This is a genomic window from Monashia sp. HAY1-11D, from assembly GCF_056868035.1.
On sequence record NZ_CP200320.1, the window covers coordinates 1,186,654 to 1,212,905 of the forward strand.

The 26,252-nt window shown below is 73.9% G+C and carries 22 protein-coding genes; 16 read left to right on the forward strand and 6 right to left on the reverse strand.

What is annotated here, in order from left to right; translation table 11 throughout:
* Positions 1-78 precede the first annotated feature (78 nt).
* The 11 genes from AC1VM9_RS05545 (at position 79) to AC1VM9_RS05595 (ending at position 16,398) form a co-directional block, all read left to right on the forward strand.
* On the forward strand, positions 79-1,635 hold the full coding sequence (locus AC1VM9_RS05545) for an ATP-dependent DNA ligase (RefSeq protein WP_483121641.1): 1,557 nt from the start codon (positions 79-81) through the stop codon (positions 1,633-1,635).
* Between the two features lie 166 nt (positions 1,636-1,801).
* Entirely contained in the window at positions 1,802-5,089 is a 3,288-nt protein-coding gene (locus AC1VM9_RS05550) for a glycoside hydrolase domain-containing protein (protein ID WP_483121643.1), read from the forward strand.
* Between the two features lie 196 nt (positions 5,090-5,285).
* Positions 5,286-7,112, forward strand: a complete 1,827-nt coding sequence (locus AC1VM9_RS05555; RefSeq protein WP_483121645.1) for a glycoside hydrolase family 3 protein — start codon at positions 5,286-5,288, stop codon at positions 7,110-7,112.
* Positions 7,113-7,150: 38 nt separating this feature from the next.
* On the forward strand, positions 7,151-8,470 hold the full coding sequence (locus AC1VM9_RS05560; protein WP_483121647.1) for an exo-beta-N-acetylmuramidase NamZ family protein: 1,320 nt from the start codon (positions 7,151-7,153) through the stop codon (positions 8,468-8,470).
* 42 nt (positions 8,471-8,512) lie between these two features.
* Positions 8,513-10,255, forward strand: a complete 1,743-nt coding sequence (locus AC1VM9_RS05565; protein WP_483121649.1) for a serine hydrolase domain-containing protein — start codon at positions 8,513-8,515, stop codon at positions 10,253-10,255.
* Positions 10,256-10,259: 4 nt separating this feature from the next.
* Positions 10,260-11,168, forward strand: coding sequence for a MurR/RpiR family transcriptional regulator (locus AC1VM9_RS05570; RefSeq protein ID WP_481341844.1), 909 nt, complete (start codon positions 10,260-10,262; stop codon positions 11,166-11,168).
* 97 nt (positions 11,169-11,265) lie between these two features.
* Complete coding sequence (locus AC1VM9_RS05575; RefSeq protein WP_483121651.1) at positions 11,266-12,246, forward strand: N-acetylmuramic acid 6-phosphate etherase; 981 nt, start codon at positions 11,266-11,268, stop codon at positions 12,244-12,246.
* A complete protein-coding gene (locus AC1VM9_RS05580) occupies positions 12,243-13,565 on the forward strand; it encodes an ABC transporter substrate-binding protein (RefSeq protein ID WP_483121653.1) in 1,323 nt (440 codons plus the stop codon). Before AC1VM9_RS05575 ends, AC1VM9_RS05580 begins: the two co-directional genes overlap by 4 nt.
* A gap of 22 nt (positions 13,566-13,587) precedes the next feature.
* Entirely contained in the window at positions 13,588-14,487 is a 900-nt protein-coding gene (locus AC1VM9_RS05585) for a carbohydrate ABC transporter permease (protein ID WP_483121655.1), read from the forward strand.
* Positions 14,484-15,404: a carbohydrate ABC transporter permease gene (locus tag AC1VM9_RS05590; RefSeq protein ID WP_481343798.1), complete on the forward strand. Its 921-nt coding sequence runs from the start codon at positions 14,484-14,486 to the stop codon at positions 15,402-15,404. The genes AC1VM9_RS05585 and AC1VM9_RS05590 overlap by 4 nt, the downstream gene beginning before the upstream one ends.
* A 163-nt stretch (positions 15,405-15,567) precedes the next feature.
* A complete protein-coding gene (locus tag AC1VM9_RS05595) occupies positions 15,568-16,398 on the forward strand; it encodes a BadF/BadG/BcrA/BcrD ATPase family protein (protein ID WP_483121657.1) in 831 nt (276 codons plus the stop codon).
* Between the two features lie 79 nt (positions 16,399-16,477).
* Here the strand turns inward: AC1VM9_RS05595 and AC1VM9_RS05600 are convergent, their stop codons facing one another.
* Complete coding sequence (locus AC1VM9_RS05600) at positions 16,478-17,089, reverse strand: hypothetical protein (RefSeq protein WP_483121659.1); 612 nt, start codon at positions 17,087-17,089, stop codon at positions 16,478-16,480.
* Positions 17,090-17,216: 127 nt separating this feature from the next.
* On the opposite strand from AC1VM9_RS05600, the gene AC1VM9_RS05605 reads away from it, so the two are divergent.
* Together AC1VM9_RS05605 and AC1VM9_RS05610 are read left to right on the forward strand one after the other, a co-directional pair.
* Positions 17,217-17,762 carry a sigma-70 family RNA polymerase sigma factor gene (locus AC1VM9_RS05605; RefSeq protein ID WP_481343795.1) on the forward strand — a complete coding sequence of 182 codons (546 nt, stop codon included), beginning with the start codon at positions 17,217-17,219 and terminating at the stop codon, positions 17,760-17,762.
* On the forward strand, positions 17,759-18,865 hold the full coding sequence (locus AC1VM9_RS05610; protein WP_483121661.1) for a hypothetical protein: 1,107 nt from the start codon (positions 17,759-17,761) through the stop codon (positions 18,863-18,865). Before AC1VM9_RS05605 ends, AC1VM9_RS05610 begins: the two co-directional genes overlap by 4 nt.
* A gap of 48 nt (positions 18,866-18,913) precedes the next feature.
* Here AC1VM9_RS05610 and AC1VM9_RS05615 read toward each other — a convergent pair whose 3' ends face one another.
* Both AC1VM9_RS05615 and AC1VM9_RS05620 read right to left on the reverse strand, forming a co-directional pair.
* Complete coding sequence (locus AC1VM9_RS05615; protein ID WP_483121663.1) at positions 18,914-20,080, reverse strand: sensor histidine kinase; 1,167 nt, start codon at positions 20,078-20,080, stop codon at positions 18,914-18,916.
* Positions 20,080-20,853, reverse strand: coding sequence for a response regulator transcription factor (locus tag AC1VM9_RS05620; protein WP_483123972.1), 774 nt, complete (start codon positions 20,851-20,853; stop codon positions 20,080-20,082). The genes AC1VM9_RS05615 and AC1VM9_RS05620 overlap by 1 nt, the downstream gene beginning before the upstream one ends.
* 180 nt (positions 20,854-21,033) lie before the next feature.
* On the opposite strand from AC1VM9_RS05620, the gene AC1VM9_RS05625 reads away from it, so the two are divergent.
* A complete protein-coding gene (locus AC1VM9_RS05625) occupies positions 21,034-21,501 on the forward strand; it encodes a hypothetical protein (protein ID WP_483121665.1) in 468 nt (155 codons plus the stop codon).
* A gap of 82 nt (positions 21,502-21,583) precedes the next feature.
* Here AC1VM9_RS05625 and AC1VM9_RS05630 read toward each other — a convergent pair whose 3' ends face one another.
* The gene (locus tag AC1VM9_RS05630) at positions 21,584-22,861 is read right to left on the reverse strand and encodes an NAD(P)/FAD-dependent oxidoreductase (protein WP_483121667.1); all 1,278 of its coding nucleotides are present in this window, start codon (positions 22,859-22,861) and stop codon (positions 21,584-21,586) included.
* 187 nt (positions 22,862-23,048) lie between these two features.
* Here AC1VM9_RS05630 and AC1VM9_RS05635 point away from each other — a divergent pair, with 187 nt between their 5' ends.
* Positions 23,049-24,770 (forward strand): helix-turn-helix domain-containing protein, encoded by a 1,722-nt coding sequence (locus tag AC1VM9_RS05635; protein WP_483121669.1) that lies wholly within the window; start codon positions 23,049-23,051, stop codon positions 24,768-24,770.
* Between the two features lie 40 nt (positions 24,771-24,810).
* On the opposite strand, the gene AC1VM9_RS05640 is transcribed toward AC1VM9_RS05635, so the two are convergent.
* Together AC1VM9_RS05640 and AC1VM9_RS05645 are read right to left on the reverse strand one after the other, a co-directional pair.
* Positions 24,811-25,245 (reverse strand): VOC family protein, encoded by a 435-nt coding sequence (locus tag AC1VM9_RS05640; RefSeq protein ID WP_481341582.1) that lies wholly within the window; start codon positions 25,243-25,245, stop codon positions 24,811-24,813.
* A gap of 149 nt (positions 25,246-25,394) precedes the next feature.
* Complete coding sequence (locus AC1VM9_RS05645; protein ID WP_323102359.1) at positions 25,395-25,586, reverse strand: BldC family transcriptional regulator; 192 nt, start codon at positions 25,584-25,586, stop codon at positions 25,395-25,397.
* A gap of 338 nt (positions 25,587-25,924) precedes the next feature.
* Between AC1VM9_RS05645 and AC1VM9_RS05650 the strand changes: the two genes are divergently transcribed.
* Positions 25,925-26,122 carry a DUF3073 domain-containing protein gene (locus tag AC1VM9_RS05650; protein ID WP_481341583.1) on the forward strand — a complete coding sequence of 66 codons (198 nt, stop codon included), beginning with the start codon at positions 25,925-25,927 and terminating at the stop codon, positions 26,120-26,122.
* Positions 26,123-26,252: the final 130 nt, after the last annotated feature.

Consider the following 26,252-nt stretch of genomic DNA (forward strand, 5'->3'; position numbering starts at 1 on the left):
TGTCGCAGGACGTGTCGCAGCACGGGTCGGCACGGCGGACCGCTGGCCGGTGTCGGTCCGACCGGGCAGGATCGGGGCATGCTCCTGTCCGACGTCGTCGACACCTCGCGCGCCGTCGCGGCCACGTCGTCGCGCACCGCCAAGGTCGAGGCCCTCGCCGCGTGCCTGGCCCGCGCCGCGGACGAGGGCCCGGACACCGTGGAGGTCGTCGCCGCCCACCTGTCCGGCGTGCTGCCGCAGCGACGCCTCGGGGTCAGCTGGCGCGGCCTGCAGGCGCTGCCCGAGCCCGCCGACGAGGCGACGCTGACCGTCCTCGAGGTCGACGCCGCAGCCACCACCCTGGCCGGCATCGGCGGGTCGGGCTCGGCCGCCGCCCGGTCCGTGGCGGTCCAGGGCCTCTTCGCCCGCGCCACGGCCGACGAGCAGCGCTGGCTGCGCGGCCTCATCACCGGCGAGACCCGGCAGGGCGCCGGTGACGGCGTCATGCTGCAGGCCATAGCCAAGGCCGCCGGGGTCCCCGACGCGGCCGTGCGACGGGCCGTCATGCTCGCGGGCTTCACCGGTCCGGTCGCCCGTGCCGCGCTCGACGGTGGAGTCGACGCGCTCGAGGCGATCACGCTCGAGGTCGGGCGCCCGCTGCGGCCGATGCTTGCCGGCTCCGCGCCCGACGTCGCGGCCGCGCTCGCGACCCTCGGCGGTGAGGTCCTCGTCGAGACGAAGCTCGACGGCATCCGGCTCCAGGCGCACGTCGACCGGCGCACGAGTCCCGGCGTCGTGCGCCTCTTCACCCGGACGCTCGAGGAGGTCACGGACCGGATGCCCGAGATCACCGACGCGCTGGCCACGCTCGACGTCGAGACCGCGGTCCTCGACGGCGAGGTCATCGCGCTCGGTGAGGGCGGCCGGCCGCGGCCCTTCCAGGTCACCGGCGCCCGAACCGCGAGCACGGCCGACGTCGAGCGACTGCGCGCCGAGGTGCCGCTGACCCCGTTCTTCTTCGACCTGCTGCACCTCGACGGTCGCGACCTGCTCGACGAGGCGGCGCGCGAGCGCTGGACGGCACTGGCCACGACCGTCCCGGCGGCGTGGCTCGTGCCGCGCCTGGCCACCGACGACGCCGGCGCCGCGTCGGCCTTCTTCACCGACCTCGTGGCGGCCGGCCACGAGGGCGTCGTCGTCAAGGACCCCGACCTGCCCTACGCCGCCGGTCGGCGCGGGCCGGGCTGGGTCAAGGTGAAGCCGCGGCACACCCTCGACCTCGTCGTCCTCGCCGTGGAGTGGGGCAGCGGCCGGCGCCGCGGCTGGCTCTCGAACATCCACCTCGGGGCCCGCGACGCCGACACCGGGGAGCTCGTCATGCTCGGCAAGACCTTCAAGGGCATGACCGACGAGATGCTCGCCTGGCAGACCCGGCGCTTCCGCGAGCTCGCTGTCGAGGACCCCGACACCAGCGAGTGGGTCGTGCACCTGCGGCCCGAGCAGGTCGTCGAGATCGCCTTCGACGGCGTCCAGCGCTCGAGTCGCTACGCGGGCGGCATGGCGCTGCGGTTCGCGCGCGTCCTGCGCTACCGCGACGACAAGCCGGTCGACGAGGTCGACACCGTGCAGACCGTGCGGTCCCTCGCCGGCTGGTGACCGCGCGAGGGCACCCGCTGCTTTGCCCCGTTTCGCCAGTTTTTGCCACGGTTCTCGGGGTACTGTCCTGAGGCGCAGGAGGTCGGTGTGACCCCTGCGGTCACGACACGACCCACGGCGCCGCCGGCACGGCCGCACGCCGTCGTGGTGCGGAGGGTCCGGTTGCATGCGTTTCCGATGGGTGGTCCGGTCCGGACCGACGACGACCTCGTTCCTGCTGGCCCTGGCCCTCGCCGCCGCGCTCCTCGGCGGCCCCGTGCCCGTGGCGGCCGCCTCGGCTGCCATCGCCGCGTCGGCTGCGTCGGCTGCCCCGGTCGCGTCGGCTGCGCCAGGTGCACCGGCCCGGTCGGACGCGTCGGTGCGCACGACACCGGCACCGCGTGACGTCACCTACCGCGGCGTCACGCTGCGGGTCCCGGCCGGCTGGCAGGTCGTCGACCTCGACGCGGACCCCACCCGGTGCCTGCGGCTCGACGTCAACGCCGTCTACCTCGGGCAGCCCGCCGCGCAGCAGGACTGCCCCGCGCACCTCGTCGGCCGCTCGGACACCCTGTGGCTGCACCCGACGACCGCGCGTGACACCCGCTCGACGACGACCCGGTCCACCACGGTGGGGGCGCTGACCGCGCATACCTCGCGCAACGCCGTCGGCCGCACCAAGCAGGTCCGGTTCACGACGCCAGGCGTCACGGTCGACGCGGCGTGGAACGGTGACGAGGCCGCCGTCGACGACGTGCTCGCCACCGCGAGGCCGGCCACGAGCCGCCCGACGACGGGTCCCACCGGCACGACGCCGACGGCTGCCACCCAGCGGGTGAGCCGCGCGCGGACGCGTCCGGCCCTCGCGGCCCTCGCGGGCACCACGACCTCGGGAACGGCGGCCTCGAACGGCTTCACCGGCATGGGTTTCGACACGTGTGCCGCTCCCTCGCTCGCCACGATGCAGCAGTGGTACGCGTCCTCCCCGTACCGGGCGCTCGGGATCTACATCGGCGGGTCGATGCGCGCCTGCGGCGACGGCAACCTGTCGTCCTCGTGGGTCGGCCAGGTCACCGGCGCGGGCTGGGGCCTCGTCCCGATCTACGTCGGGGTGCAGGCACCGTGCGTCAACCAGTCGAACCTGGCCACGATCGACCCGGCGAAGGCCGCCGCACAGGGCGCCGCGAGTGCCGACGACGCGGTCGCGCGGGCGCAGACGTTCGGTCTGGGGTCGGGCACGCCGATCTACTACGACATGGAGGCCTACGACACGACCGTGAGCGGCTGCACGCAGACGGTGCGCACGTTCCTCACGGCGTGGACCACCGAGCTGCACCGCCTCGGCTACCGCTCGGGCGCGTACGGCAGCACCTCCTCGCTCATGGTCGACCTGTCGAACGCCGTCGGCACGAGCGGGTTCACGCCGCCGGACGACGTGTGGTTCGCGCACTGGAACGGCCTGCAGACGTTGTCGGACGCGGCGTCCTACCCGGCCTTCAAGGACTCGTACTGGGCCTTCGGGCAACGCATCCACCAGTACCGCACCGTCACCGAGACGTGGGGCGGCGTCAGCCTGTCGATCGACGCGAGCTGGGTCGGCGGCCACGTCGCGGGCACGCCGGTCCCGGTCGACTACGGGCCGGGGACGTACGGCCCCGGCGGCACGTCGTTCGTCTTCACCGGCTCGATGGCCTACTGGTACCCGGCAGCGCCGCAGGGCCTGCGTGCCCGCGCGTACGTCACCTACGCCAACGGGGCCAAGGAGTCGAACGGCGCGACGTGGTCCCCGCAGCTGGCCCCGGGGCTGTACGCCGTGACCGCGGCCATCCCCCCGACGAAGGCGCCCGCCCGCGCCACCTACACGCTGTCCGACGCCGACGGCTCACGGGTGCTGACCGTCGACCAGGCGACGGCAGGTCCCTCGGCACCCCTCGGCCGCGCCCGGGTCGCTGCCGGGCGGCCGGCGAGCGTGCACGTGGGCGACAACGACCTCAGTCCCACCCCGAGCCCGACGTCGGCGACCGTCGGCGTCGACGCCGTGACCTTCTCACTCGTCGCGACGGCGCCCTCGGCACCGACCGGCGTCACAGCGTCTCCGGGCGACACGCGCGCCACGGTGCGCTGGTCGGCGGCGACCGACAACGGCAGCCCCGTCTCGGCCTACACGGTGACGGCCTCCCCCGGTGGCGCGCGGGTCACGACGAGCGGGTCCGCGCGCTCGGCCGTCGTGCCCGGTCTGGCCAACGGCACCGCCTACACGTTCACCGTCGCCGCGACGAACGCCGCCGGCACGGGCCCTGCCTCGACGCGCACGCCGGCCGTGACGCCGCTGCCGCACGGCCACCTCGTCCCCGTCGCCCCGGTACGGCTGCTCGACACCAGGGTCGGCACGACGAGCAACCCGGTGCACACCGCCCTGGGACCCGACGCCGCGCTGACGGTGCGGGTCGCCGGCGTCACGGGGTCGCCGGTGCCCGCCGGAGCCCGGTCGGCAGCGGTCAACCTCACGGTGAGCTCGCCCCAGGCTACCGGCTTCCTCAGCGTCGACGCGACGGCGGGCGCGGGGACGTCCACGACGAACTACGCCCGCGGACAGACCGTCACCAACCTCGTCCTGAGCCGGCTGACCTCCAGCGGCACGATGACGATCGTCAACCACTCGGTGGGCACGGTGCACGTCACGGCCGACGTCGAGGGGTACGTCACGGCATCCGGCACGCTGCACCAGTGGGTGTCCCCCGCCCCCACGCGGATCCTCGACACGCGCGTCGGGACGACGAGCAACCCGACCCGCACCGCCCTCGCGCCCAACGGGTCGCTGACCGTGCGTGTCGCCGGCGTCAGCGGATCGCCGGTCCCGGTCGGGGCCGTCGGGGCCGCCATCAACCTCACGGTGACTTCGCCCCGGGCCGCCGGCTACCTGAGCGTCGACGCCGGTGCAGCCACGGGCACCTCGGCCACCACCTTCGTCACCAGCCAGACCGTCGCCGACCTCGTCGTCAGTCGCCTGTCCTCCGGCGGCACCCTGACGATCGTCAACCACTCGGCGGGCTCCATCCACGTCATCGCCGACGTCGAGGGGTACCTGGCCGCGTCCGGGACGTCGAACCAGTGGGTGTCGGTGACGCCGACGCGCCTCGTCGACACGCGAGTCGGGACCGCGACCAACTCGGTGCGCACCGCCCTCGCGGCGGAGGCCGCCCTCACGGTCCGCGTCGCGGTCCCGGGTTCGCCGGTGCCCGCCGGGGCCACGGCCGCGGTCCTCAACGTCACGGTGGTGTCGCCGCAGAAGCCGGGCTTCCTCACCGCGGACTCGACCTCGGGTGGCGGTACGTCGACGGCGAACTTCACCCCCGGCCGGACCGTCGCCAACCTCGTCCTGTCGAGGGTCGCGGCCGACGGCACGGTGAGGGTCGTCAACCATTCGGCGGGCACGGTGCAGCTCGTCGTCGACGTTCAGGCCTATCTGCACTGACCCATCTGCCTGACCCATCTGCCTGACCCATCTGCACCGACCCATCTGCACTGACCCGGCCACGGCTCGACCGGGCAGGCCACCGGACAGACCACCGGGGCGCCGTCGCCCCATCTGTTGCCGACCCCCCAATCCGTAGGTAAGTTCCGCTTTGACAGCAGAACACGTGAATTGTTCACAGTCCTTCGGAGGCGCCATGTCCATGTCAGAGCTGTCCCGCCGCACCGTCCTCGCCGGGGGGCTCGCCGTGGCCGCGGCCGGCACGGCCGCAGGCCAGGCCCGCGCCGCCAGCGCGGCCCCGGGCGCCGCCGCGGCGGCCGCTGCCGGCGAGGAGGGCTGGGTCACCTCGACGCTGAGCCGGATGACCCTCGAGGAGAAGGTCGGCCAGCTGTTCATCCAGAACGTCTACGGAAAGGACGCCACGACTCCCGACCAGCGCAACGTGCCGCTCTACGGTGTGGCGAGCCCGGCCGAGGTCGTCCGCAAGTACCACCTCGGTGGAGTCATCTACTTCGCGTGGACCGACAGCGTGCAGAACCCCGACCAGATCGTCCGGCTGTCCAACGGCCTGCAGCGGGCCGCCCTCGAGCAGCCGACCAGGGCGAAGGTGCCGCTGCAGGTCGCCGTCGACCAGGAGCAGGGCGTCGTCACCCGCATCGGGCCGCCCGCCACGCAGTTCCCCGGCTCGATGGCCCTCGGCGCCGGTCGCAGCGCCCCCGACGCGCGGACCGCCGCGGCGATCACCGGTCGCGAGCTGCTCGCCATGGGCGTCAACACCGACTTCGCGCCGGTGTGCGACGTCAACGTCAACGCCCTCAACCCCGTCATCGGGACGCGGTCCTTCTCCTCGCACCCCGACCTCGCGGCCCAGCTCGTCGCCGCACAGGTCGCGGGGTACCAGCGCGACGCCGGCATCTCGTCCTCGGCCAAGCACTTCCCCGGCCACGGCGACACGGCCACCGACAGCCACGTCGCCTTCCCGGTCATCACGCACACCCGCGAGCAGTGGGAGACCATCGACGCCCCGCCGTTCCGGGCCGCCATCCGCGAGGGCATCGACATGATCATGACGGCGCACCTCGCGTTCCCGGCCCTCGACGACTCCGGCGACCCCGCGACGCTGAGCCACCCGATCCTCACCGGCGTGCTGCGCGAGGAGCTCGGCTACGACGGGGTCATCGTCACCGACTCCCTCGCCATGCAGGGCGTGCGGGACCGGTACGGCGACGCCGAGGTGCCCGTGCGGGCCCTGCTGGCCGGTGCCGACCAGCTGCTCATGAGCCCGGCGATGGACGACGCCTACGCGGCGGTCCTCGCGGCCGTGCGCAGCCACCGCATCCACCCCTCCGACCTCGACGCGAAGGTGCGACGCGTCCTGCGCCTCAAGTACCGGCGCGGCGTCGTCGCGCAGCCGTACGCCGACCCGGCGGGCGTGACCCGGGTCGTCGGCACGCCCGCCCACCTCGCCGCCGCCGACGAGGTCACCGACCGCACCACGACGCTCGTGCAGAACGACGCCGGGGTCCTGCCCGTGGCTGCCGCGGGCAAGAAGGTCCTCGTCACCGGCTACGGGGTCACGACGACGGCCACCCTCGCCGGGGGCCTGGCCGACAAGGGCGCCACGGTCCAGACGGTCGAGACCGGCAGCTCACCGACCGACACCAGGGTCGCCTCGGCGCTCGCCGCTGCGAGCGGCAAGGACCTCGTCGTCGTCACGACGATGAAGGCCTGGGACACCACCGTCACCGACCCCCGCGCCGGTCAGCAGAAGCTCGTGCGGCAGCTCGTCGCGTCGGGCGTCCCGGTCGTCGTCGTCGCCGTCCGCGACCCCTACGACATCGCGTACCTCCCCGAGGCACAGACCTACCTCGCGACGTACTCCTACAGCCCGGTCGCGATCCAGGCCGCCGCCCGGGTGCTCACCGGCGAGGTGTCACCCACCGCGACGCTTCCCGTCGACATCCCGGTCGAGGGCGACCCGTCGACACCGCTCTACCCGTTCGGCCACGGCCTGACGTACTGATGCGCCGCCCACGCCCCGAAGGATCGGAGAGACCCACGATGACCCGCCTCAACCGCCGCCAGCTGCTCACCGCCGGAGCGCTCACCGCCATCGCCGTGCCTGCGAGCGCCGCGGGTCCGGCTGTGGCGCAGCCCTCGTCGTTCAGCACGGACGGCTACCCGGCCAACCCCGTCACCCCCGGTGCCGACCGGGCCGCCGGGTCCGGATGGTCGGTGCTGCGCGGCCAGAAGGTCGGGGTGATCACCAACCCGACCGGCATCCTGACCGACCTGCGCACCGTCGTCGACGAGATGCACGAGTCCGGCGCCGTCGACGTCGTCGGCGTCTTCGGGCCCGAGCACGGCTTCCGCGGCACCGCCCAGGCCGGCGACTCCGAGGGCACCCACACCGACCCGCGCACCGGCATCACCGTCTACGACGCGTACGGCGCCACCGTCACGACGCTGACCTCGATGTTCCGCGCCGCCGGCGTCGAGACCGTCGTCTTCGACATCCAGGACGTCGGGGCCCGGTTCTACACCTACATCTGGACGATGTACACGGCCATGCGCGCGGCCGTCGCGGTCGGCGCCCGCTTCGTCGTCCTCGACCGGCCCAACCCCGTCGGCGGCACGGCCCGCGGTCCGATGATGACGACGCCGTACACGTCCGGCGTCGGGGCCAAGGAGATCGTCCAGGCGCACGGCATGACCGTCGGCGAGCTGGCGCGCTTCTTCGACGCCGAGTTCCTGCCCGCCGATGCCGGGGAGCGCCTCTCCGAGCTGACCGTCGTCGAGCTCAAGGGCTGGCGCCGCGACGTGCCGTTCGCCGCCACCGGCCTGCCGTGGGTCATGCCGAGCCCGAACATGCCGACCCCCGACACCGCACTCGTCTACCCCGGCACGTGCCTGTTCGAGGGAACCAACCTCTCGGAGGGGCGCGGCACGACCCGGCCCTTCGAGCTGCTCGGCGCGCCCTTCGTCGACCACCGCTGGGGCGAACGCGTCGCCGCACGCGGGCTGCCCGACGTCCGCGTCCGCGAGGCGTACTTCACCCCGACGTTCAGCAAGCATGCCGGCGCCGTCTGCGGCGGCATCCAGCTGCACGTCACCGACGCATCGGCCTTCGACCCCATCCACACGACCGTCGAGTTGCTCGTCGCGCTCAAGGCGCTCTACCCGGACTTCGCCTGGCGCTACGACTCCTACGACCCGCGGAGGCCGTACTGGGTCGACAAGCTGACCGGCTCGCCGCGGCTGCGCACCCAGGTCGACGCCGGGGCACCGGCCGACGAGGTCGTCGGTGCGTGGCGCGAGGAGCTCGCCGCCTTCGACGCCCGACGCCGCCAGTACCTGCTCTACGGCGGCCCGGCGGCCTGACCGTACGCCACCGGCCACCCCATCGGACAATCCAGGAGTGACATGCGCCTGCGCACCCTCGTCGCCGCACCCGTCGCCGCCCTCGGCGCCGTCGCCCTCGCGAGCACGCTCGTGACCGCGGGGCCGGCCACGGCCGACGACTTCGACAAGCCGGACCGCGGGTTCGCCCCGCCGAACACCATCCTGTCCGACGCCAGCCCGCAGAGCCTCGGGCTCGACCCGGCCCCCATCGCCGAGGCCGTCGCGCAGGTCCACGCCCACGAGCAGCCCGACGCGTCGGGGCACCCCCTCTTCGCCGGCGCGGTCGGGATCATGGGCCACGAGGGCAGGATCGTCGAGCGCGACGCGTCGGGCTGGGCCCTGCGGTACGCGGACGCGACGACCGAGCTGCCGCGCGAGCAGTGGGTGCCGATGCGCACCGACACGATCTTCGACCTCGCGTCGGTGTCCAAGCTGTTCACCTCGCTCGCCGTGGTGCAGCTCGTCGAGGAGGGCAGGGTCGCGCTCGAGGAGCCGGTCGCCACCTACCTGCCGGAGTTCGCCGCGAACGGCAAGGAGGCCGTGACCGTGCGCCAGCTGCTGACGCACACCTCCGGCTTCACCTCGTGGCTGCCGCTCTGGAGCAGGTACCCCGACAAGGCCTCGCGCATCAAGGCCGTCATGGACCAGCCGCTGACCAACCCGCCGGGCAGCACCTACCTCTACAGCGACCTCAACCTCATCACGCTCGGGGTCATGGTCGAGACGCTGCGAGGGGCGCCGCTCGACCGGGTGGTCCACGACCGCATCACCGCGCCGCTCGGCATGACCGACACCGGCTACAACCCCACCGACACGAAGCGCACGGCGGCCACCGAGTACCAGGCGAGCCCGCCGCGCGGCCTCGTCTGGGGTTCGGTGCACGACGAGAACGCGTGGTCGCTCGGCGGCGTCGCGGGCCACGCCGGCGTCTTCTCGACGGCCGACGACCTCGCCCGGCTCTCGCAGGCGCTGCTCAACGGCGGCACCTACGAGGGTCACCGGATCCTGTCCCGCACCAGCGTCGAGTCGCTCATCACGAACTTCACCGGCGGCTTCCCGGGTGACGACCACGGCCTCGGTTTCGAGCTGAACCAGCGCTGGTACATGGACGCCCTGTCGGGCCCGCGCACCGCCGGCCACACCGGCTACACCGGCACCTCGATCGTCATCGACTTCAGCAGCCGGTCGTTCGCGATCCTGCTCACCAACCGGGTGCACCCGTCGCGAAACTGGGGCTCGGTCAACGGCGCCCGACGGGAGTGGGCGCACGGGCTCGCCGCGGCGATGGGCATCCGGCCGAAGCACGGCGACACCGCGTGGTTCACCGGCGGCGAGAACGCCACCACCTCGACCCTGACGAGCCGGCCGCTCGCCGTGCCGGCGGCCGGTGCCCGGCTCGGGTTCGACCTGTTCCTCGACACCGAGGAGACCGACCTGCTGCACCTCGAGCGCTCCACCGACGGTGGGACCACGTGGACGCCGCTGCCGTTCGAGCTTCGCGACCGGGGCACGACGGTCACGGCGGACGGCGTCGTGGCCGGCTCCGGAACGCGCCGCTGGGTCCAGGCGCGCGCCGACCTCCCGGCCGGGACGCAGCTGCTGCGCTGGCGCCACGTCACCGACGCCGGCTACCTCGGGCGCGGGGTCGCCGTCGACGACGTCGAGGTGGTCGGTCCGGGCGGCGTCCTCCTCGACGCCGAGAAGTCGCCCGGCGCGTTGACGCCCGACGGGTGGGTGCTCCGGGGTCGCGAGACCGTAGCGTAGGCGCATGCCCAGGACCGAGGACGGCTCCTCGCAGCCGGACCAGCCGGGACGACCCGCCGCGGCGCCGCTGCTCATCCGGCTGCGAGGAATCCGTCCCTCCCTGTCGCCCGCCGAGGACCGCGTCGCCGAGATCGTGCTCGCCGACGCGCGGCGGGCCGCCGGCCTGACGATCAGCGAGCTGGCGGGCGCCGCGCGGACGTCCGAGACGACGGTGCTGCGGTTCTGCCGACGCCTCGGCCTGCCGGGCTACCCGCGGCTGCGCCTCGCCCTCGCGGAGGAGTCGGCCCAGCCGCGCAGCCTGACCCGCGGCGACACCGACATCAGCGCGGGCGACACCATCGACGACATCATCGCCAAGGTCGCCTTCACCGACGCCAGCGCCGTCGAGGAGACGGCCCAGGGGCTGGACCGCGACGCGTTGACGGCCGCGGCGGCGGGCATCGCGAGGGCCGGACGCGTCGACGTCTACGGCATCGGCGCCTCGGCCATCGTCGGGACCGACCTGCAGCAGAAGCTGCACCGCATCGGCATCGTCGCGTTCGCGTGGAACGACCCGCACATCGCGCTGACGAGCGCGACGCTGCTGCGCAGGGGCGACGTCGCCGTCGGCATCTCCCACTCCGGCACGACGGCCGAGACGATCGAGGCGCTCGCCGCGGCGCGCTCGACGGGGGCCACCACGGTGGCCGTCACGAACTTCCCCCTGTCCCGGCTCGCCCAGGGCGCCGACCTGCTGCTGACGACGGCGGCCCGCGAGACGAGCCTGCGCTCGGGCGCCACGGCGAGCCGGATCGCCGCGCTCACCGTCGTCGACTGCCTGTACATCGCTGTCGCACAGCGCAACCTGCGCCGGGCCCGCAAGGCGGTGGCCGAGACGCGGGAGGCCGTCGCCGGCCACCACGTCGTGGACTGACGCGCCTTCCCTGCCCGGTCGCCGAGGCACTCTTCGCGATGGATGTGACTGATTTACACCATTGACGCCTATCGCGTAGGAAACTAACCTCGCCACCGTGAGCAACGATGTGACCGTGGACGCCCCCACCGAGAAGCGCCATCCGGGCACGACGTCCATCGACACCGACACCTCGCTCGGCATCCTCCAGGCGCTCAACGCGGAGGACGCCACCGTGGCCGCCGCCGTCGCCGCCGTCCTGCCCGAGCTCGCCCGCCTCGTCGACCGGGCCGTCGAGGCACTGCGCGCCGGCCATTCCGTGCACTACTTCGGCGCCGGGACGTCCGGCCGCCTCGCCGTCCTCGACGCCGCGGAGCTGCGCCCCACCTTCAACGCCCCCGAGGGGCTCGTCGTCGCCCACCACGCCGGCGGCCCGGCCGCCCTGCTGGAGGCGGTCGAGAACGTCGAGGACGACGCCGGCCTCGGGCGCGCCGAGGCGGACGCCCTGGGGCCCGGCGACGTCGCCATCGGGCTCACCGCGTCGGGGCGGACGCCGTTCGTGCGCGGTGCGCTCGAGCGGGCTCGCGAGGTGGGCGCTGTCACGGCGCTCGTCACCGCCAACCCGGACGCCGAGCTCGCCGCCCTCGTCGACCACGTGCTGGCGGCCCACACCGGCCCGGAGGTGCTCACCGGCTCGACCCGCCTCAAGGCCGGCACCGCCCAGAAGCTCGTCCTCAACTCGTTCTCGACCGCACTGATGATCCGGCTCGGCCGCACGTGGTCCAACCTCATGGTCGACGTGGTCGCCACCAACGCTAAGCTGCGCGGCCGTGTCCTGCGCATCCTCCAGGAGGCGACCGGCGCCGACGAGGCCTCGGCCCGCGGCGCCCTCGACGCCGCCGACGGCGAGCTCAAGACCGCGCTGCTGTCGATGCTCGCGCACGTCGACGCCGCGACCGCCCGGACCGCGATCGAGGACCACGAGGGCTCGGTCGCCCGCGCCCTCGCCGCGCTCGCGCCTGCCACCGCGCCCGCCCCCGATGCAGCAGCCCGTCCCGCCCCCACCGCAGCAGCCTCACCCCGACAGGAGCACCCATGAGCCCCGCCCTCGCCCGCACCGGTCCGTCGCGGCCCCGCCGCCGCACCCTCCTGGCGCTGGCCGCCGTCTCCGGCGCCCTCGTCGTCGCGGCCTGCTCACCCTCCTCGGGCGGCTCGAGCGGGTCGGGCTCGGGGGGCGGTGACGTGACGCTGACCGTGTGGTCGTGGCGCGTCGAGGACGAGGCCGCCTACAAGAAGATCTTCGCCGCCTACGAGAAGGCCCACCCGGGCGTCACCGTCGACGTCAAGGCGTTCAAGGCGACGGAGTACAACAAGATCCTCGCCACCGGGCTTGCGGGGTCGAACGGCCCCGACGTTCCGCAGGTCCGCTCCTACGGACAGCTGCAGACCACCGTCGCGAGCAGGTCGCTGCTGCCCCTCGACGGCAAGGTCGACCTCACCGGCTGGGACGAGAACGTCGTCGCGAGCGCCAAGGGCAAGGAGGACGGCAAGATCTACTCCGTCCCGCTCGCGCGCCAGACGGTCCAGATGTTCTACAACCAGGGCCTGTTCGACAAGAACGGCCTCGAGGCCCCGACCTCGTGGGACGAGTTCATCGCCGCCAACGACAAGCTCGCCGCAGCCGGCGTCACCCCGATCGCCGTCGGCGCCAAGGACGACTGGACGCTGCCGATCGTCCACGAGGTGCTCGCCGCGCCCCGCTTCGGCGGCAAGGCCTTCCAGGAGGCGGTCCTGAGCGGCAAGAAGTCCTTCACCGACCCCGACTGGGTGGCCTCGGTCAAGGTCGTCGGTGACCTCGCGAAGTACATGCCCGAGAACGTCACCGGCGTGGCGGCGACCGACGCCCAGACCCTCTTCTCGGCCGAGAAGGCGGCGATGATCCCGGGCGGCTCGTTCGACCTCGGCGTCCTCCAGAAGGCCAACCCGAACGTCAGGATCGGCGTCTTCCAGGTGCCCCCGCCCCCCGGCTCGCCGAGCGGGTCCACCGCGACGACCCCGGGGTGGGCCGATGGCAACTTCGCCGTCTCGGCCCGGTCGAAGCACCCGAAGGAGGCGACCGAGCTCGTCACGTGGATGACCACCAAGGAGTTCGGGCAGATGGTCAGCGACGAGGTCAAGCAGATCTCGGCCGTGCCCGGCGTCGACCCGTCCGACCCGCTCCTGAAGCAGATGAGCGACAGCTACACGCGCTCCGGCTCGCCGTACCTGCTCCTCACCGACTTCCGGTACGGCTCGCCGTCGGGCACCGACATCTTCGGCAAGGCCCTGCAGGAGATGCTCCTCGGCGCCAAGGACGCCACCGCTGTCAGCTCCGAGCTCGACTCCGGCGTCAAGACCTGGTTCAAGCCGAGCGCCTGACGCTCGACCCGAAAGGCACAGCATGAGGCGCCGCACCGGACTGCTCTTCGTCGCCCCCGCGCTCGCCCTCTTCGCCGTCTTCGTGCTCTACCCGATGCTCACGGCGTTCTCGTACGCCTTCTTCGACTGGGAGGGCACGACGCGCGGGGCGTTCGCGGGGGTGGACAACTTCGTCACCCTGTTCACCCGGGCACCGTTCACCACCGACCTGCCGCGGGCCCTGCTGCACAACGTGCTCTTCTTCGTCGGCACGATGATCGTCCAGAACACCCTCGGTCTCGGCGTCGCCTACCTGCTGCACACCCGCCCACGGACGCGACGCGCGCTCCAGACGCTCTACGCCATGCCCTATCTCGTCAGCCCGATCGTCATCGGCTACCTGTGGACGCTGCTCCTCTCGCCGACGTTCGGGCCGGTGAACACGCTGCTGACGAACATCGGGCTCCGGTCGTGGGCCCTGCCGTGGCTCGGCGACCCGAAGACGGCCCTGTGGGTGGTGATCCTCGTCAGCGTCTGGCAGTGGATCGGGTTCCCGGTCCTGCTCTACGGCGCGGCTCTCGGTGGGGTGCCCGACGAGCTGACGGAGGCTGCCCGGGTCGACGGCGCCTCGAACCGGCAGGCCTTCGCCCGCATCACCCTGCCCCTGCTCGTCCCGGCAGTCGGCACGGTGTCGGTGTTGACGTTCATCTTCGCCATGGAGGCGTTCGCACTGCCGTACGCGTTCGGTGGCTCGACCGGAAACCCTGCGGGCGCAACGGACTTCGTCTCCCTGCTCTTCTACCGGACGGCCTTCGACTCCGGCGCCACCGACGCCATCGGCAGCTCGTCGGCCCTGGCCACGCTGCTGTTCGTCCTCATCTTCGGAGGCGCGTACCTGGCCACGGCCATGCTCCGCCGGCACGAGCGGAGGATCACCGCATGACCACCGCGGTCGTCACCCCCGCGTCGTCGCAGGCCCCTGCAGCAGAGGCGAGGCCGCCCGCGTCGGCCGGACCCGACCGGCGGCGCCCCTCTGGTACGGGCCGGCCCGTCGGCGGCGCGACCGCGAGCGTCCTGCTCTGGGCCTACGCGGCCCTCGCGCTCGTGCCGCTGCTGCTCATGGTGAGCAGCTCGTTCCGGTCCAACTCCGAGCTCATCACCGACCCGCTCGGCCTGCCGTCGCCCCCCACCACCGCCAGCTACGTCGAGGCGTGGACCGCCGGCAGCTTCGCGACGTACTTCGGCAACTCGCTGGCGGTCACGGTGGGGGCAGTCGCCATCTCGACGTCGGTGGCCACGATGGCGGCCTACGCCCTGGCCCGCGGCCGCTCGCGTGTGTTCCGGTGGCTGGAGTCGCTCTTCCTGTCCGGCCTCATGCTGCCGATCCACCTGGCGATCCTGCCGATCTTCTACCTCTTCGACGGCCTCGGCCTCATCGACTCCCGGCTCGGGCTGTCCCTGATGTACGCCGCGTCCGGCGTGCCGTTCTCGATCTTCGTCCTGACCACGTTCTTCCGGCAGCTGCCCACCGAGCTCGAGGAGGCCGCCGCGCTGGACGGCGCGAACCACTGGCAGACGTTCTGGCGGATCATGGTGCCGCTCGTGCGACCGGCCGTGGCGACTGTCGCCGTCTTCCGGTTCGTGCCGATCTGGAACGACTTCCTCTTCCCGCTCGTGCTGCTGCGCCGCGACGACAAGTACACGCTTCCCGTCGGCCTGACGAGCTTCTTCGGCGAGAACGCGACGAACTACTCCGCCGTCTTCGCCGGGCTCGTCATCACGACGGTCCCGCTCATCCTGCTGTTCCTCGTGGCGACCAAGCAGATCGTGGCGGGCTTGACCGCCGGCATGGCCAAGTGATCGGCTCGCCTGCGTGGTGGGTGCGAGCGGGGATCCTGGCCGTGGCCTGCTGAGGCGCGTCGTGGCCGTCGACGTCGGCGGCTCGGGGCTGCGACTCACGAGCGTCGACGCGTCGGCCTCCGCGGGCACGTCGCCGACCGTCGGTACGGCGGACGGAGCTCGCTTGGGCACCAACGGGATCGACGTGGAGGCACTGGTCACGTCCGTACGTGGGCTGCTCGACGACCCCGACCTGTCGGACGCCGCGGTCGTCTGGTCGATGCGCGGCCTGCTCTTCCTCGCCGACCGCGACGCCGTGATCGACGCGGTCGCCTCGGGGTTGCGGGCCGCGACCACTGTGGTGGTCAGCGACGCCGTCGCCAACCTCGTCGGCGCGCTTGGCGGCGTCCGGCCCGGCGCGGTCGTGGCAGCCGGGACCGGCGCCGTCGCGTTCGGCACCGACTTCGACACGCACTGGAACCGCGTGGACGGCTGGGGCCACGTGCTCGGCGACCACGGGTCGGCCGCCTGGGTCGGCCTCGAGGGGCTCCGGGCTGCGCTGCGAGCCCTCGACGGGCTGGCCGGCGGCTCGCCGGTCCTCCTGGAGGCGGCCACGTCGTTGCTCGGTGACCCCGCCGGATGGCCGCGCCTCGTCATGACCGGCCCCGACGCCCCCGAGCGGCTCGCGTCGGTCGCCCCCCTCGTCACGGCGGCGGCGGCGGTCGACCCGGTGGCGGCCCGGGTGTGCGCCGACGCGGGACGCTCGCTCGCGGAGTCGCTGCTGGCTGCGGCCGCCGGGCTGCCCGACCCGACGCTCGTGGCCACGGGAGGTCTCCTCGCGGCGTCCCAGGTCGTCGGCGCCCTCGACGGGCACCTCGCCCGGTACGGCGCCCGTCGTGGCGCAGCTCGCGGCGGTGCGCTCGACGGCGCGGTGCTGCTCGGTCGTCACCTCGTCACCACCGGGTCGGTGCCCACCCACCCGGCCTACCTCCTGCACCAGCCCGGGGGCGGCTGAGGAGGGCACGCAGGGTGGTCACGCGGCCGACCGGGAGGGTGGCCGCGTGACCTCCGCACGAGGGGACGGGGCGCTGCGCTCAGTCGTCCGAGCCGCCGGACCCGCCGTCGTCGCCACCGTGGTCGCCGTCGTCACCGTGGTCGTCGCCACCCTGGTGGTGCGAGCCGTGCTCGCTCGCGTCGTCGCCCGAGTCGTGCGAGTCGCCGTTCGCGTCCTCGCCCTGGTCGTCGGCGTCCTCGCCCTGGTCGTCGGACGCGCTCGGGGTGGGGTGGGTGTCCGCTGCGGGTGTCCCGACGCCTCCGGCGTGGGAGACCTCGGCCGCCCGGGCCGACCGGTGCGCCGTGCGCTCCTCGACGCCCTTCTTCTTCGCCGCCGCCGCCGTGGCCTGCCCGTGAGCCGCGGCCTCCGGCAGCTGGGGCTTCCCGCTCTCCGTGGCCTCGGGGGTCTCGGTGGCCTCGGGGGTCTCGGTGGCCTCGGGGGTCTCGGTGGCCTCCGGCGTCTCGGTCTCTGGCGCCTCCGGGGTCTCGGCCGCCTCGGAGGTCTCGTCGGTGTCGGGGGTCGTCACGACGACCGGCGTCGAGGCCGGGGCGTCGTCGGAGGCGGCCGCGATGCCGCCGCCCGTCATCGCCGCGGCGATGACGACGCCGCCGACGCCGAGGACGATCTTGCGCTGGACGAGCCGGTGGTTCATGGGTTCGGTCCTTCCGATGGGAGATCTGACCGGTGGCCGGATGCGCCCGTACATTGCCGCTCGATCACCCGGCGTTACGCCCGGTGCGCGTGTAATGTCCGGTTCGACCCACCATCGTGGACAGGACATGGACGAGCCACTGCTGCGCGACGCCGTGCGACGAGGCCGGTCGGGCGATCCCGACGCGGTGGAGGCCGTGCTGGCCGAGTTCCGGCCCCGCATCCACCGCTACTGCCTCACCCGGGTCGGCGACGAGCTCGCCGAGGACGTCACGCAGGAGGCCTGCCTCGCGCTCGCGCACGCGCTGCCGGGGTACGAGGAGCGGGCCACCCCGTTCAGCAGCTTCGTCTTCGGCATCGCCGCGAACAAGGTGGCGATGGCCCGACGCTCGCTGGCGAGGGCGCGGGAGTTCGCGGGCGTCGTGCCCGACGCCGCGTCGGCCGAGCCGACGCCGGAGCAGCGCGCCGTGACGGTCGACGACCTCTCGCGCGCCCTGGCACCGCTCGGCCGACTGCCCGAGCGCCAGCGCGAGATCCTCCTGCTCCGCGTCGTCGACGGCCTGTCCGCCGATGAGGTCGCGGCCCTGCTCGGTATGACACCGACAGCCGTGCGGGTGGCCCAGCACCGCGCCCTGCGCGCCCTGCGGCGACGACTCGAGGAGGACGCGCCATGACCCGCCCCGAGCGGTATGCCGCGGTCCACGCCGACGACCTCCTCCTCGACCGCCTCGCGGCCCGTGAGCAGCCGAGGTCGGGTGCTCCCGACCGGGCCGCCGAGGCACTCCTGAACCTGGCCCGCACCGCCGACCGCGCGAGCCGGGGCGCCGAAGCAGGCACCGCCGCCTCGACGGGCGTCGACCCGGGCCCCACCCGCCGCGGACCCGACGCCCCCGCCCCCTCCGCCATGCCCGGCCGGCAGCGTCACGCCGTCATCTGCTCGCGCATCCTCGTCGCCGCTGCCGCGTCGATCGCGCTCGGACTCGTCCCGGCCGCGCACACCCGACCGCCCGTGCCCGTCCCCGTGCTGCCGGCCGCGCCCGTCGCCCTCGTCCGGGCGCAGGCGCTCGTCACCGAGGCAGCGGGGCTCGTCACACCGCCCGACGCCGAGCCGACGGCTGCGGCCCTCGACCGTGCCGAGTCGCTGCTCGCCGACGCCTCCGCCGTCCTCGACGGGGTGCGCGACCCCCTGGGTGGCACACTCGGGGTCGACGCCGTCCGCGCCCGTCTGGCCGGCGTCGCCGGGATGCTCGCGGCGGCGCGCCACCGGCTCCAGCCGGCGACCGGCGTGGTCGAGCCCCCTCGCGCCCCCGCTGGGGGCTCCCCGAGCACCGCCACCGCCGTCCGCGGGACCGGCCGCGGAGAGGGCGGCCCCGCCGGGACAGCGTCCGCCGGTACTCGCGGGTCCGGTGCGAGCACGCGTCACGACGGTGACGACGCTCGCGACGAGGCCGACGGCGGTGAGCGCTCCGGTCCGGGCCGGACGCGTGGGAGCACGAGCGGGGGCTCCGGCCTGTCCGCCACGCCCGAGTCGTCCGACAGGGAGCACTCGGGCGGCAGCGTCGGGGACGACGGGTCGGGGTCCCACGACGCGTCCGGCTCGGGCGACGACGCCGAGTCGGGCACGGACTCGCGCCGGGGTTCCAGCAGCGGTTCCGACAGCGGGTCGGACGGCGGGTCAGGCAGCGACTCAGGCAGCGGTTCCGACAGCGGCTCCGGCAGCGGCTCCGGCAGCGGCTCCGACAGCGGCTCGCCGGGCGACGGGCCGGGGTCCGACTGACACAGCCCGGAGAGGGCCGGGGGCACCGGCGTCGCTCCGCCGCCCCCGTCAGCGGGCCAGCTCGTCCGAGGACGCGTCGGCGGCCCGGCCGTGCAGCGGCGTCGGTCGTGGGGTCGCCGGCGCGCCGTCGAGGGGCAGGCGTACCTCGAAGCGGCAGCCCACCGCCGGCCCGGACCCGGGGCTCGCGTCGGACCTGCGTCCGTCGGACCTGACGACGACCGCCCCGCCTCCGCCGACGTTCGCCACCGTGACCGTGCCTCGGTAGGCGTCGACGAGGGCCGACACGATGGCCAGTCCGAGGCCGGCGCCGGCGGTACCCGTCGGCGTGCGCGCGGCGGACCCGCGGAAGCCGGGCTCGAAGACCCGGGGCAGCACGTCCTCCGGGATGCCGCCGCACGCGTCCGACACGGCGATCACGGCGTCCGGGCCGTCGCACGACAGGTCCACGCGCACGGTGCTTCCCGGTGCGGTGTGTCGCACCGCGTTGCCGACGAGGTTGTCGACGACGCGCGTCAGGTCGCGCGGGTCCACCCTCGCCGTCGGGGTCCCGGTCGACGTGCCGCTGACGGTCACACCGGCCCGGGCCGCCACCGGGCGCGCCGCAGCCACGACGTCCGACACGAGGTCCACCAGGTCGACGAGCACGGGGTCGCGCCCGACGTCACCCGCAGTGATGCGCGAGAGGTCGAGCAGGTCACCGACCATGCCGTCGAGGCGTCCGATCTCGCGCCGCAGCTGGGCGAACGCGGCCGCCGGGTCGGGCACCACGGCGTCCTCGAGGGCGTCGGCCAGGGCCCGCATCGCGGCCAGCGGGCTGCGCAGGTCGTGGGAGACCCACGCGACCAGCTCGCGCCGTCGCTCCTCCACGACCTGGTCTCGCAGTCGGGCCTCCTGCGCGCGGGACACGGCGCGCCCGAGGTCCTGCACGTGCCGCGCGATGGCCCAGCCGGCGGCCACGGCGACCGGGACGGTCGCGAGCAGACCGAGGAGGACGAGCGAGGAGTCGTGCTCCGACAGCAGCATCGCCCGCGAGCTCGTGTAGATGCCGGCGCCGACGGCCAGGACCACGACGAGCGGCGCGGCGATGGCCGCCACGACGGCGGCTCGGACCGTGGGCCGACGGGTGGCGCGCCGGACGAGCATCGCGCCGAGGGAGCCGACGACCGTGGCCATGCCGGCCGACACGAGGACGGCCTGAACGCCGGTGCTGCCCATCAGAGTGCCCCCGCCGTGGCATCGGGACCCGGCTGGGCCCGCGACTGACGAGAGTCCCAGCGGTAGCCGACCCCGAACACCGTCACCAGCCGACGGGGCGCCGCCGGGTCGGTCTCGACCTTCTCGCGCACCCGGCGCACGTGCACCGTGACCGTCGACTCGTCGCCGTAGTCCCAGCCCCACACCGAGCGCATCAGCTCCGTACGGGTGAACACGCGTCCGGGGTGTCGAACGAACCAGGCCAGCAGGTCGAACTCCCTTGTCGTCAGGACCGGTTCGTCGTCACCGAGGTGGACGCGGCGACCGGTGACGTCGACGGTCAGGTCGCCGTCGACGAGCAGGTCCGGCGCGTCGGGCAGGCTCACCCCACCGGCGCCGCCGGGTCGCGGCGTCCCGACGCCCGGCACCACTCGGGCCCGACGCAGGACCGACTCCACACGCAGGACGAGCTCGCGCGGGCTGAACGGTTTCGTGACGTAGTCGTCCGCCCCCAGCTCGAGCCCGGCGATGCGGTCGTGCTCCTCGCCTCGCGCCGTGAGCATGACGACCGGCAGGGCGGGGTGGGACGCTCGGAGCCGGCGGCACACCTCGAGACCGTCGAGCCCGGGGAGCATGAGGTCCAGCAGGACGAGGTCGGGGCGCCGACGGGCGACGGAGGCGACCGCGTCTCGCCCGTCGGCCACGACCTCGACGCCGAACCCGGCACGGTCGAGGTAGGCGGCGACGACGCCCGAGACCGTCGGGTCGTCATCGACGACGAGCACGCGCTCCACCGGCTCCACGGGCTCAGGATAGGTCCGGTACGGCGTCCTCCGGGGTCGGGACGGAGGCGTCGGCCGCCGACGTCAGCACCTCGTAAGGAGCTCGTAACGACGAGGTCATGGCACCCGCCCCGCCGCGCCACTTGAATCGAGGGCAACCCGGTCGCCCGACCGGTTCATCGAGGAGAACCCATGAAGCACAAGCGAACCCACCTCCAGACCGTGCTCGCCGCCGTCGCCGCCGCCGGTGCTGCCGTCCTCGCCGTCGGCGTCGGGCCGGCCTCCGCCGGGGTCTCGGGGCCCGCCTTCTACGTCGACCACACGCTGTACCGGACGGTGGCCACGCCGACCGACCTGTCGGGCACCGGTGCGCCCGAGCAGAGCTACGACACGATCTACAGCTTCGGGACGCTGCAGCGCAGCGTCGCGACGTCGGCTCCCGGCTACGCCGACTTCAACGGCGGCCGCTGGGCCGTGCACGCCGTGACGGCCCCGCACGGGTACGCGGCGGCGCTGGCGTCCGGCGACCTGGACGGCAACGGCGTGCTCGACGCGACCGACGAGGTCGTGGCAGCCCTGTCGAGCGGCGACCTCGTCGACACCGGGGTCGTCAAGCGCTTCGTCTGCACCGTCAACCCGGTCCCGGCGTCGCAGGCCTGACGCGCCGCCTCGCCCCGGACGTGCGAGGGCCCGTCCGACGTGTCCGACGGACGGGCCCAGCACCCTCCCAGGTGCCTCCGCGTCAGCGGAGCGGGTTGAACGGACGCAGCTCGTCCGGCGTCGCGCCGGTGACGATCTGCTCCGCGAGCAGACGGCCCGTGACCGGGCCGAGGGTGATGCCCCACATGCCGTGGCCACCGGCGACGAAGACCTTCGACGACCGCGTCGCGCCGATGAGCGGCAGGCCGTCGATGGTGCAGGGGCGCGAGCCGACCCACTCGTCCCGGCGCCGGTCGAGGTCGGCGCCCTTGAGCAGCGGCCGGGCCGCCTGGACGATGGCCCCGATGCGGCGCTGGTCGAGGGCCGCCTCGGGCCTGCGGAACTCCATCATGCCGGCGACCCGGAGGCGGTCACCGACCGGCGTGCACGCGACCCGCGCGGCCGGGAAGTACACCGGACCGTTCGGCAGGTCCTCGACCTCGACGCTGAACGAGTAGCCGCGGCCGGCCTGGACGACGCGCTTGACCCCGAACTCCCGGGCCAACCTGCCGAGCCAGGCACCGGTCGCGACGACGACCGCGTCGAAGGTCTCGGCGATGCCGTCCTCGTTCGTCAGCACGACCCCGGTGGCGGTGTCGACGATGGAGGCGATGGCGCTGCCCGTGAGGATCTTGCCGCCGCGGGCCACGACCGAGTCGGCCAGCGCGCCGACGAACGCGCCGGGGTTGATGAAGCGCTGGCCGTGCAGCACGATCGCCGCGCCGATCTCGTCGGACAGGGCCGGCTCGATGGCGCGGGCCTCGTCGCCGGTGAGGACGTCGAAGGCGATGTCGCCGCCGGACGCATGGATGTGCTCGATCTCCTCGAGCAGCGTCTGGCGCTCCTCGGCGGTGCGGTAGGCGGCCGTGAACGACTTGGCCTCGTACGTCTCCGCGTCGACGCCGCCGTCCGTGAGGAGGTCGAAGCTCGCGAGCGAGAGGTCGTTGACGGGGACGAGGGCGCCCATGGCCCGCTTCCACGCCTTCATCGTGCTGTGGCGGGTGAACCCGGTGACGAAGCGCAGGAAGTCGGGGTTCGCGCTCGGCGGCACGTAGACCGGCGACGTCGGCGACAGGACCGCCCGCAGGCCGTACCTGAGGACAGCCGGTTCGGGCAGCGGCGTGGCGATGCCCGGGGTCAGCCAGCCGGCGTTGCCCCAGGAGGCGCCGGCGGCGACACCCTCCCGGTCGATGACGGTGACCTCGACGCCACGCTCCTGGAGGAACCAGGCGGTGGCCAGGCCCACCATGCCGGCGCCGACGACGGCGACGCGGCCGGGGGCGGGGTGCGAGGACGGGACGGACGGGGTGCTGCCAGCCATGGGGTCGACTCCTGTTCGCGGGGTGCCGGAGGGCCTCGGTGGGGCGCGGCGGCACTGCGGTGGGGTGCGGCGCCGCCGGCGCCTGTCCCCATGGTGCGGCCGGCATCTCGTGGACCCTTGGTGCTGGCTCGCCACACTTCAGGCCGATGGTTGTGCCAGCAGCACAACGGCGTGTCACCATGGGCGCATGGCTCCCACGCGGGGCGCGTCGAGCCGCGCCGCCACCAGGACGTCCTCCACGAGCTCGGTCGGGCTGCCGGTCGCCCAGCTCGTCGGCACCATCGGCGGGGGCCTGCTCACCGTCGTCGTCGACGCGGGCGCAGGCACCGTGGACGACGTGACGCTCGCCGAGCCCGGCTCCGGCGTCTTCGGCCAGGCCGGTGACCTGCTCCTCGGCGTCGGCGTCGACCGGCCCGCGGACGCCGAGGCCCTGCTCGAGGGGGCGGCCGGCGTCGACGTCGGTGCCGTCGTGCTCCGACGCGCCGCGGCGCGGAACCCGCGGGTGCGCGCCGCCGCCAGACGACACGGTGTCGCCCTCGTCGAGCTGGCCGACCACGCCTCCTGGGCGCACGTCGTGTGGCTGCTGCGCGGCGTCCTGGACCGCGCCGCGAGCGGCCCCGCGCTCCGGGCCGAGGGTCCGGTGCTCGACGAGCTGTTCGCGCTCGCCGACGCCTGCGCGGGCCTCGTCGGCGGCCCGATCACCATCGAGGACACCCAGTCCCGGGTCCTCGCCTACTCCTCGGCGCAGGCCGTCGCCGACCCCGCCCGCGTGTCGACCATCGTCGGCCGCCGGGTGCCGGACGAGGTCATCGCGTCGCTGCGCGGCCGCGGCGTCTTCCGGCGCCTCGCGCGCTCCGACGAACCGTTCTTCGTCCCCGCCGGCCGGGACCTCGGCGCGCGCCTCGTCGTGCCGGTGCGCGCCGGGACCGAGTGGCTGGGCTCCATCTGGGCCGTCGTCGACGAGGAGCCGCCCGAGGCCGTGCGCCGCTCGCTGGGCCAGACCGCGTCGGTCGTCGCCCTCCATCTGCTCCGGCTGCGTTCCCAGGCCGACCTCGCCCGCCGCGTCGCTGCCGACCGGGTTCGGGCCGTGCTCAGCGGTGACAGCCTCGAGGCCGAGGGGTGGTTGCCCCCGCCGCCGTGGCGGGTCGCCGTCCTCGCCGGGGCGTACGAGGCGTCCGAGGCGTCAGGGGCACCGGCGGACGCCACGCTCGGCGGGCGCGGAGGCGGCACCGCGCGCGCCCGGAGCGGCGGCAGCAGGGCCGCCGGGGCCAGCGGGGGCGCCGCCGGCACCGGTGGTGCCACCGAACGCGAGCTCGACGTGTGGGAGTCGGCGGCGCGGCGGCGGTCCTGGCGCCAGCCGCTGCTGGCGATCTTCGACGGCGTCGCCCTCGTCCTCGTCCGTGACGTGCCCGGTGACTCGACGCCGGGCACGTGGCAGTGGCTGCTCGGGGTGGTGACGGAGGTCGCGCGCGTGAGCCCGACGGCGACCGCCAGCGCCGGTGGACGCGTCTCCCGCGTCGCACAGCTCGACCGGTCCCGGCGCGAGGCCACCGAGGTGCAGCGGCTGCGCGAGGCCGGGCGCGTCCACGGGACGACGGTCACGGTCGAGGACGCCTGGGCCGCCGTGACCAACGCCCGTGCGCTCGGCGGCATCTGGACCGAGGAGCTGCTGGGCCCGGTCGAGACCCTGCGCCAGCACGACGAGCAGCACGCGACGGCCTACCTCGAGACGGTCGCCGCCTGGCTCGACCACCCAGGGGACCCCCGCGCGGCGGCCCGGGCCGTGCACGTGCACCCGAACACGCTGCGCTACCGGATGCAGCGGCTGTCCGACGTCGTCGACCTCGACCTGCACGACCCCGAGACGCGCCTCGCGCTGCGCCTGCAGCTGCGGGCCCTCGGCCACTGAGGCCGGCCGCCCATGGGGGGCCGGCTGGGGTGGTGACCGGTCACTCGCCCAGGTGGACCGTGCCGTCCGAGTCGACGCGGAACCCGGGGTTGTGCACGAAGTCCCAGCGGAAGCCGTCGGGGTCCGCGACACAGGCGCTCGTGCCGCCCCACTCACGCAGGGCCGGGGCCGTGACGCTCGTCGCGCCGGCTGCCACGGCTGCGTCGTGGAGCCGTTCGACCTCCTCCGCGCGAACAACGTTGTGTCCCAGCGACATCGGTGGCGCCTGCGTGCCGTGCCCGACGTCGCCGTACTCGCTCGGCATCGAGGTCACGTTCCACAGCGCAAGCACCTGACCCGGGGCGCACTGCACGAAGGCGATCTCGCCGCGCAGGTGCAGCACCGGCCGGAACCCGAGCCCGTCGACGTAGAAGTCGCGGGACGCCTCGACGTCGCGGACGCCGAGGGTGATGGCGCTGATCTCCGGAGTCGTCATCCCCCGACCCTAGAGCGCGCCCCTGACGCCGCCACGTCCACGCCGAGCAGCAGGGTGGTGGGCCGCAGGCGCAGGGTGATGCAGGTGGAGGGGCGCACGTCGGCGCCCCTCCCCTGGTTCGTCGGCCGGTACCCCCAAGTCCCGGTCGGTCAGTGCCCGCCGCCCAAGAGCTCGCGAACCTCGGACTCCCGGTACCGGCGATGCCCGCCGAGGGTCCGGATCGAGGTCAGCTTGCCGGCTTTGGCCCATCGGGTGACCGTCTTCGGGTCGACCCTGAAGAGGGCCGCGACCTCAGCAGGCGTGAGCAGTTTTTCGGTGTCGTGCCGATCCTGAGTCGTCATTGTCATATCCCCACCACCCTGTCGCTAGGTGCAGCGACACGCATGTGCCCCAACCGGGGCTCAGTAAAGCAAGAGTAAAGTCTCGAGCGCCTGAATGGCAGTTAAACCCCGAAAGTCTCATATCGGCACGAGCGTCGGAGCCTTGGTGTATACCACGGCTCGTTCCCGTCGACGCCGCTCGATCGCCGGGGTGGACGCGGGCACGATTTGCCTCGCTCATGTAGCGTTAGCACCACGCAGACACCACACATCCCGGGGCCGCTACGCGGAAGACGGAGAGCCGAAGGTCTCCCCGCCGAGCGATGCCGCCCCGGCACGACGCATGAGGGGGTCACGCCATGGGGCGCGGCCGAGCCAAAGCCAAGCAGACCAAGGTCGCACGGCAGCTCAAGTACTACACGCCGAACACGGACTTGAGCGCGCTGGAGCGCGAGCTGCACGGCTCGTCTCAGCGGGACGGAGACAACGAGTCGCCGTCCCTGAACAGCGAGAACGAGTACGACGAGTACGGGAAGTGGGCGTCGGGCGAGCGGTGAGCTCGCCCCCTCCAGTCCTCACGACAGGTGCCGGGTGACTCGTCACCCGGCACGTGGTCGTCCTCGCGGCACCGACGCGCTGTCGTCCCTCGATGGGTCCCAGAGGCTCTGAGCCGGGGCTCGTCCCCCC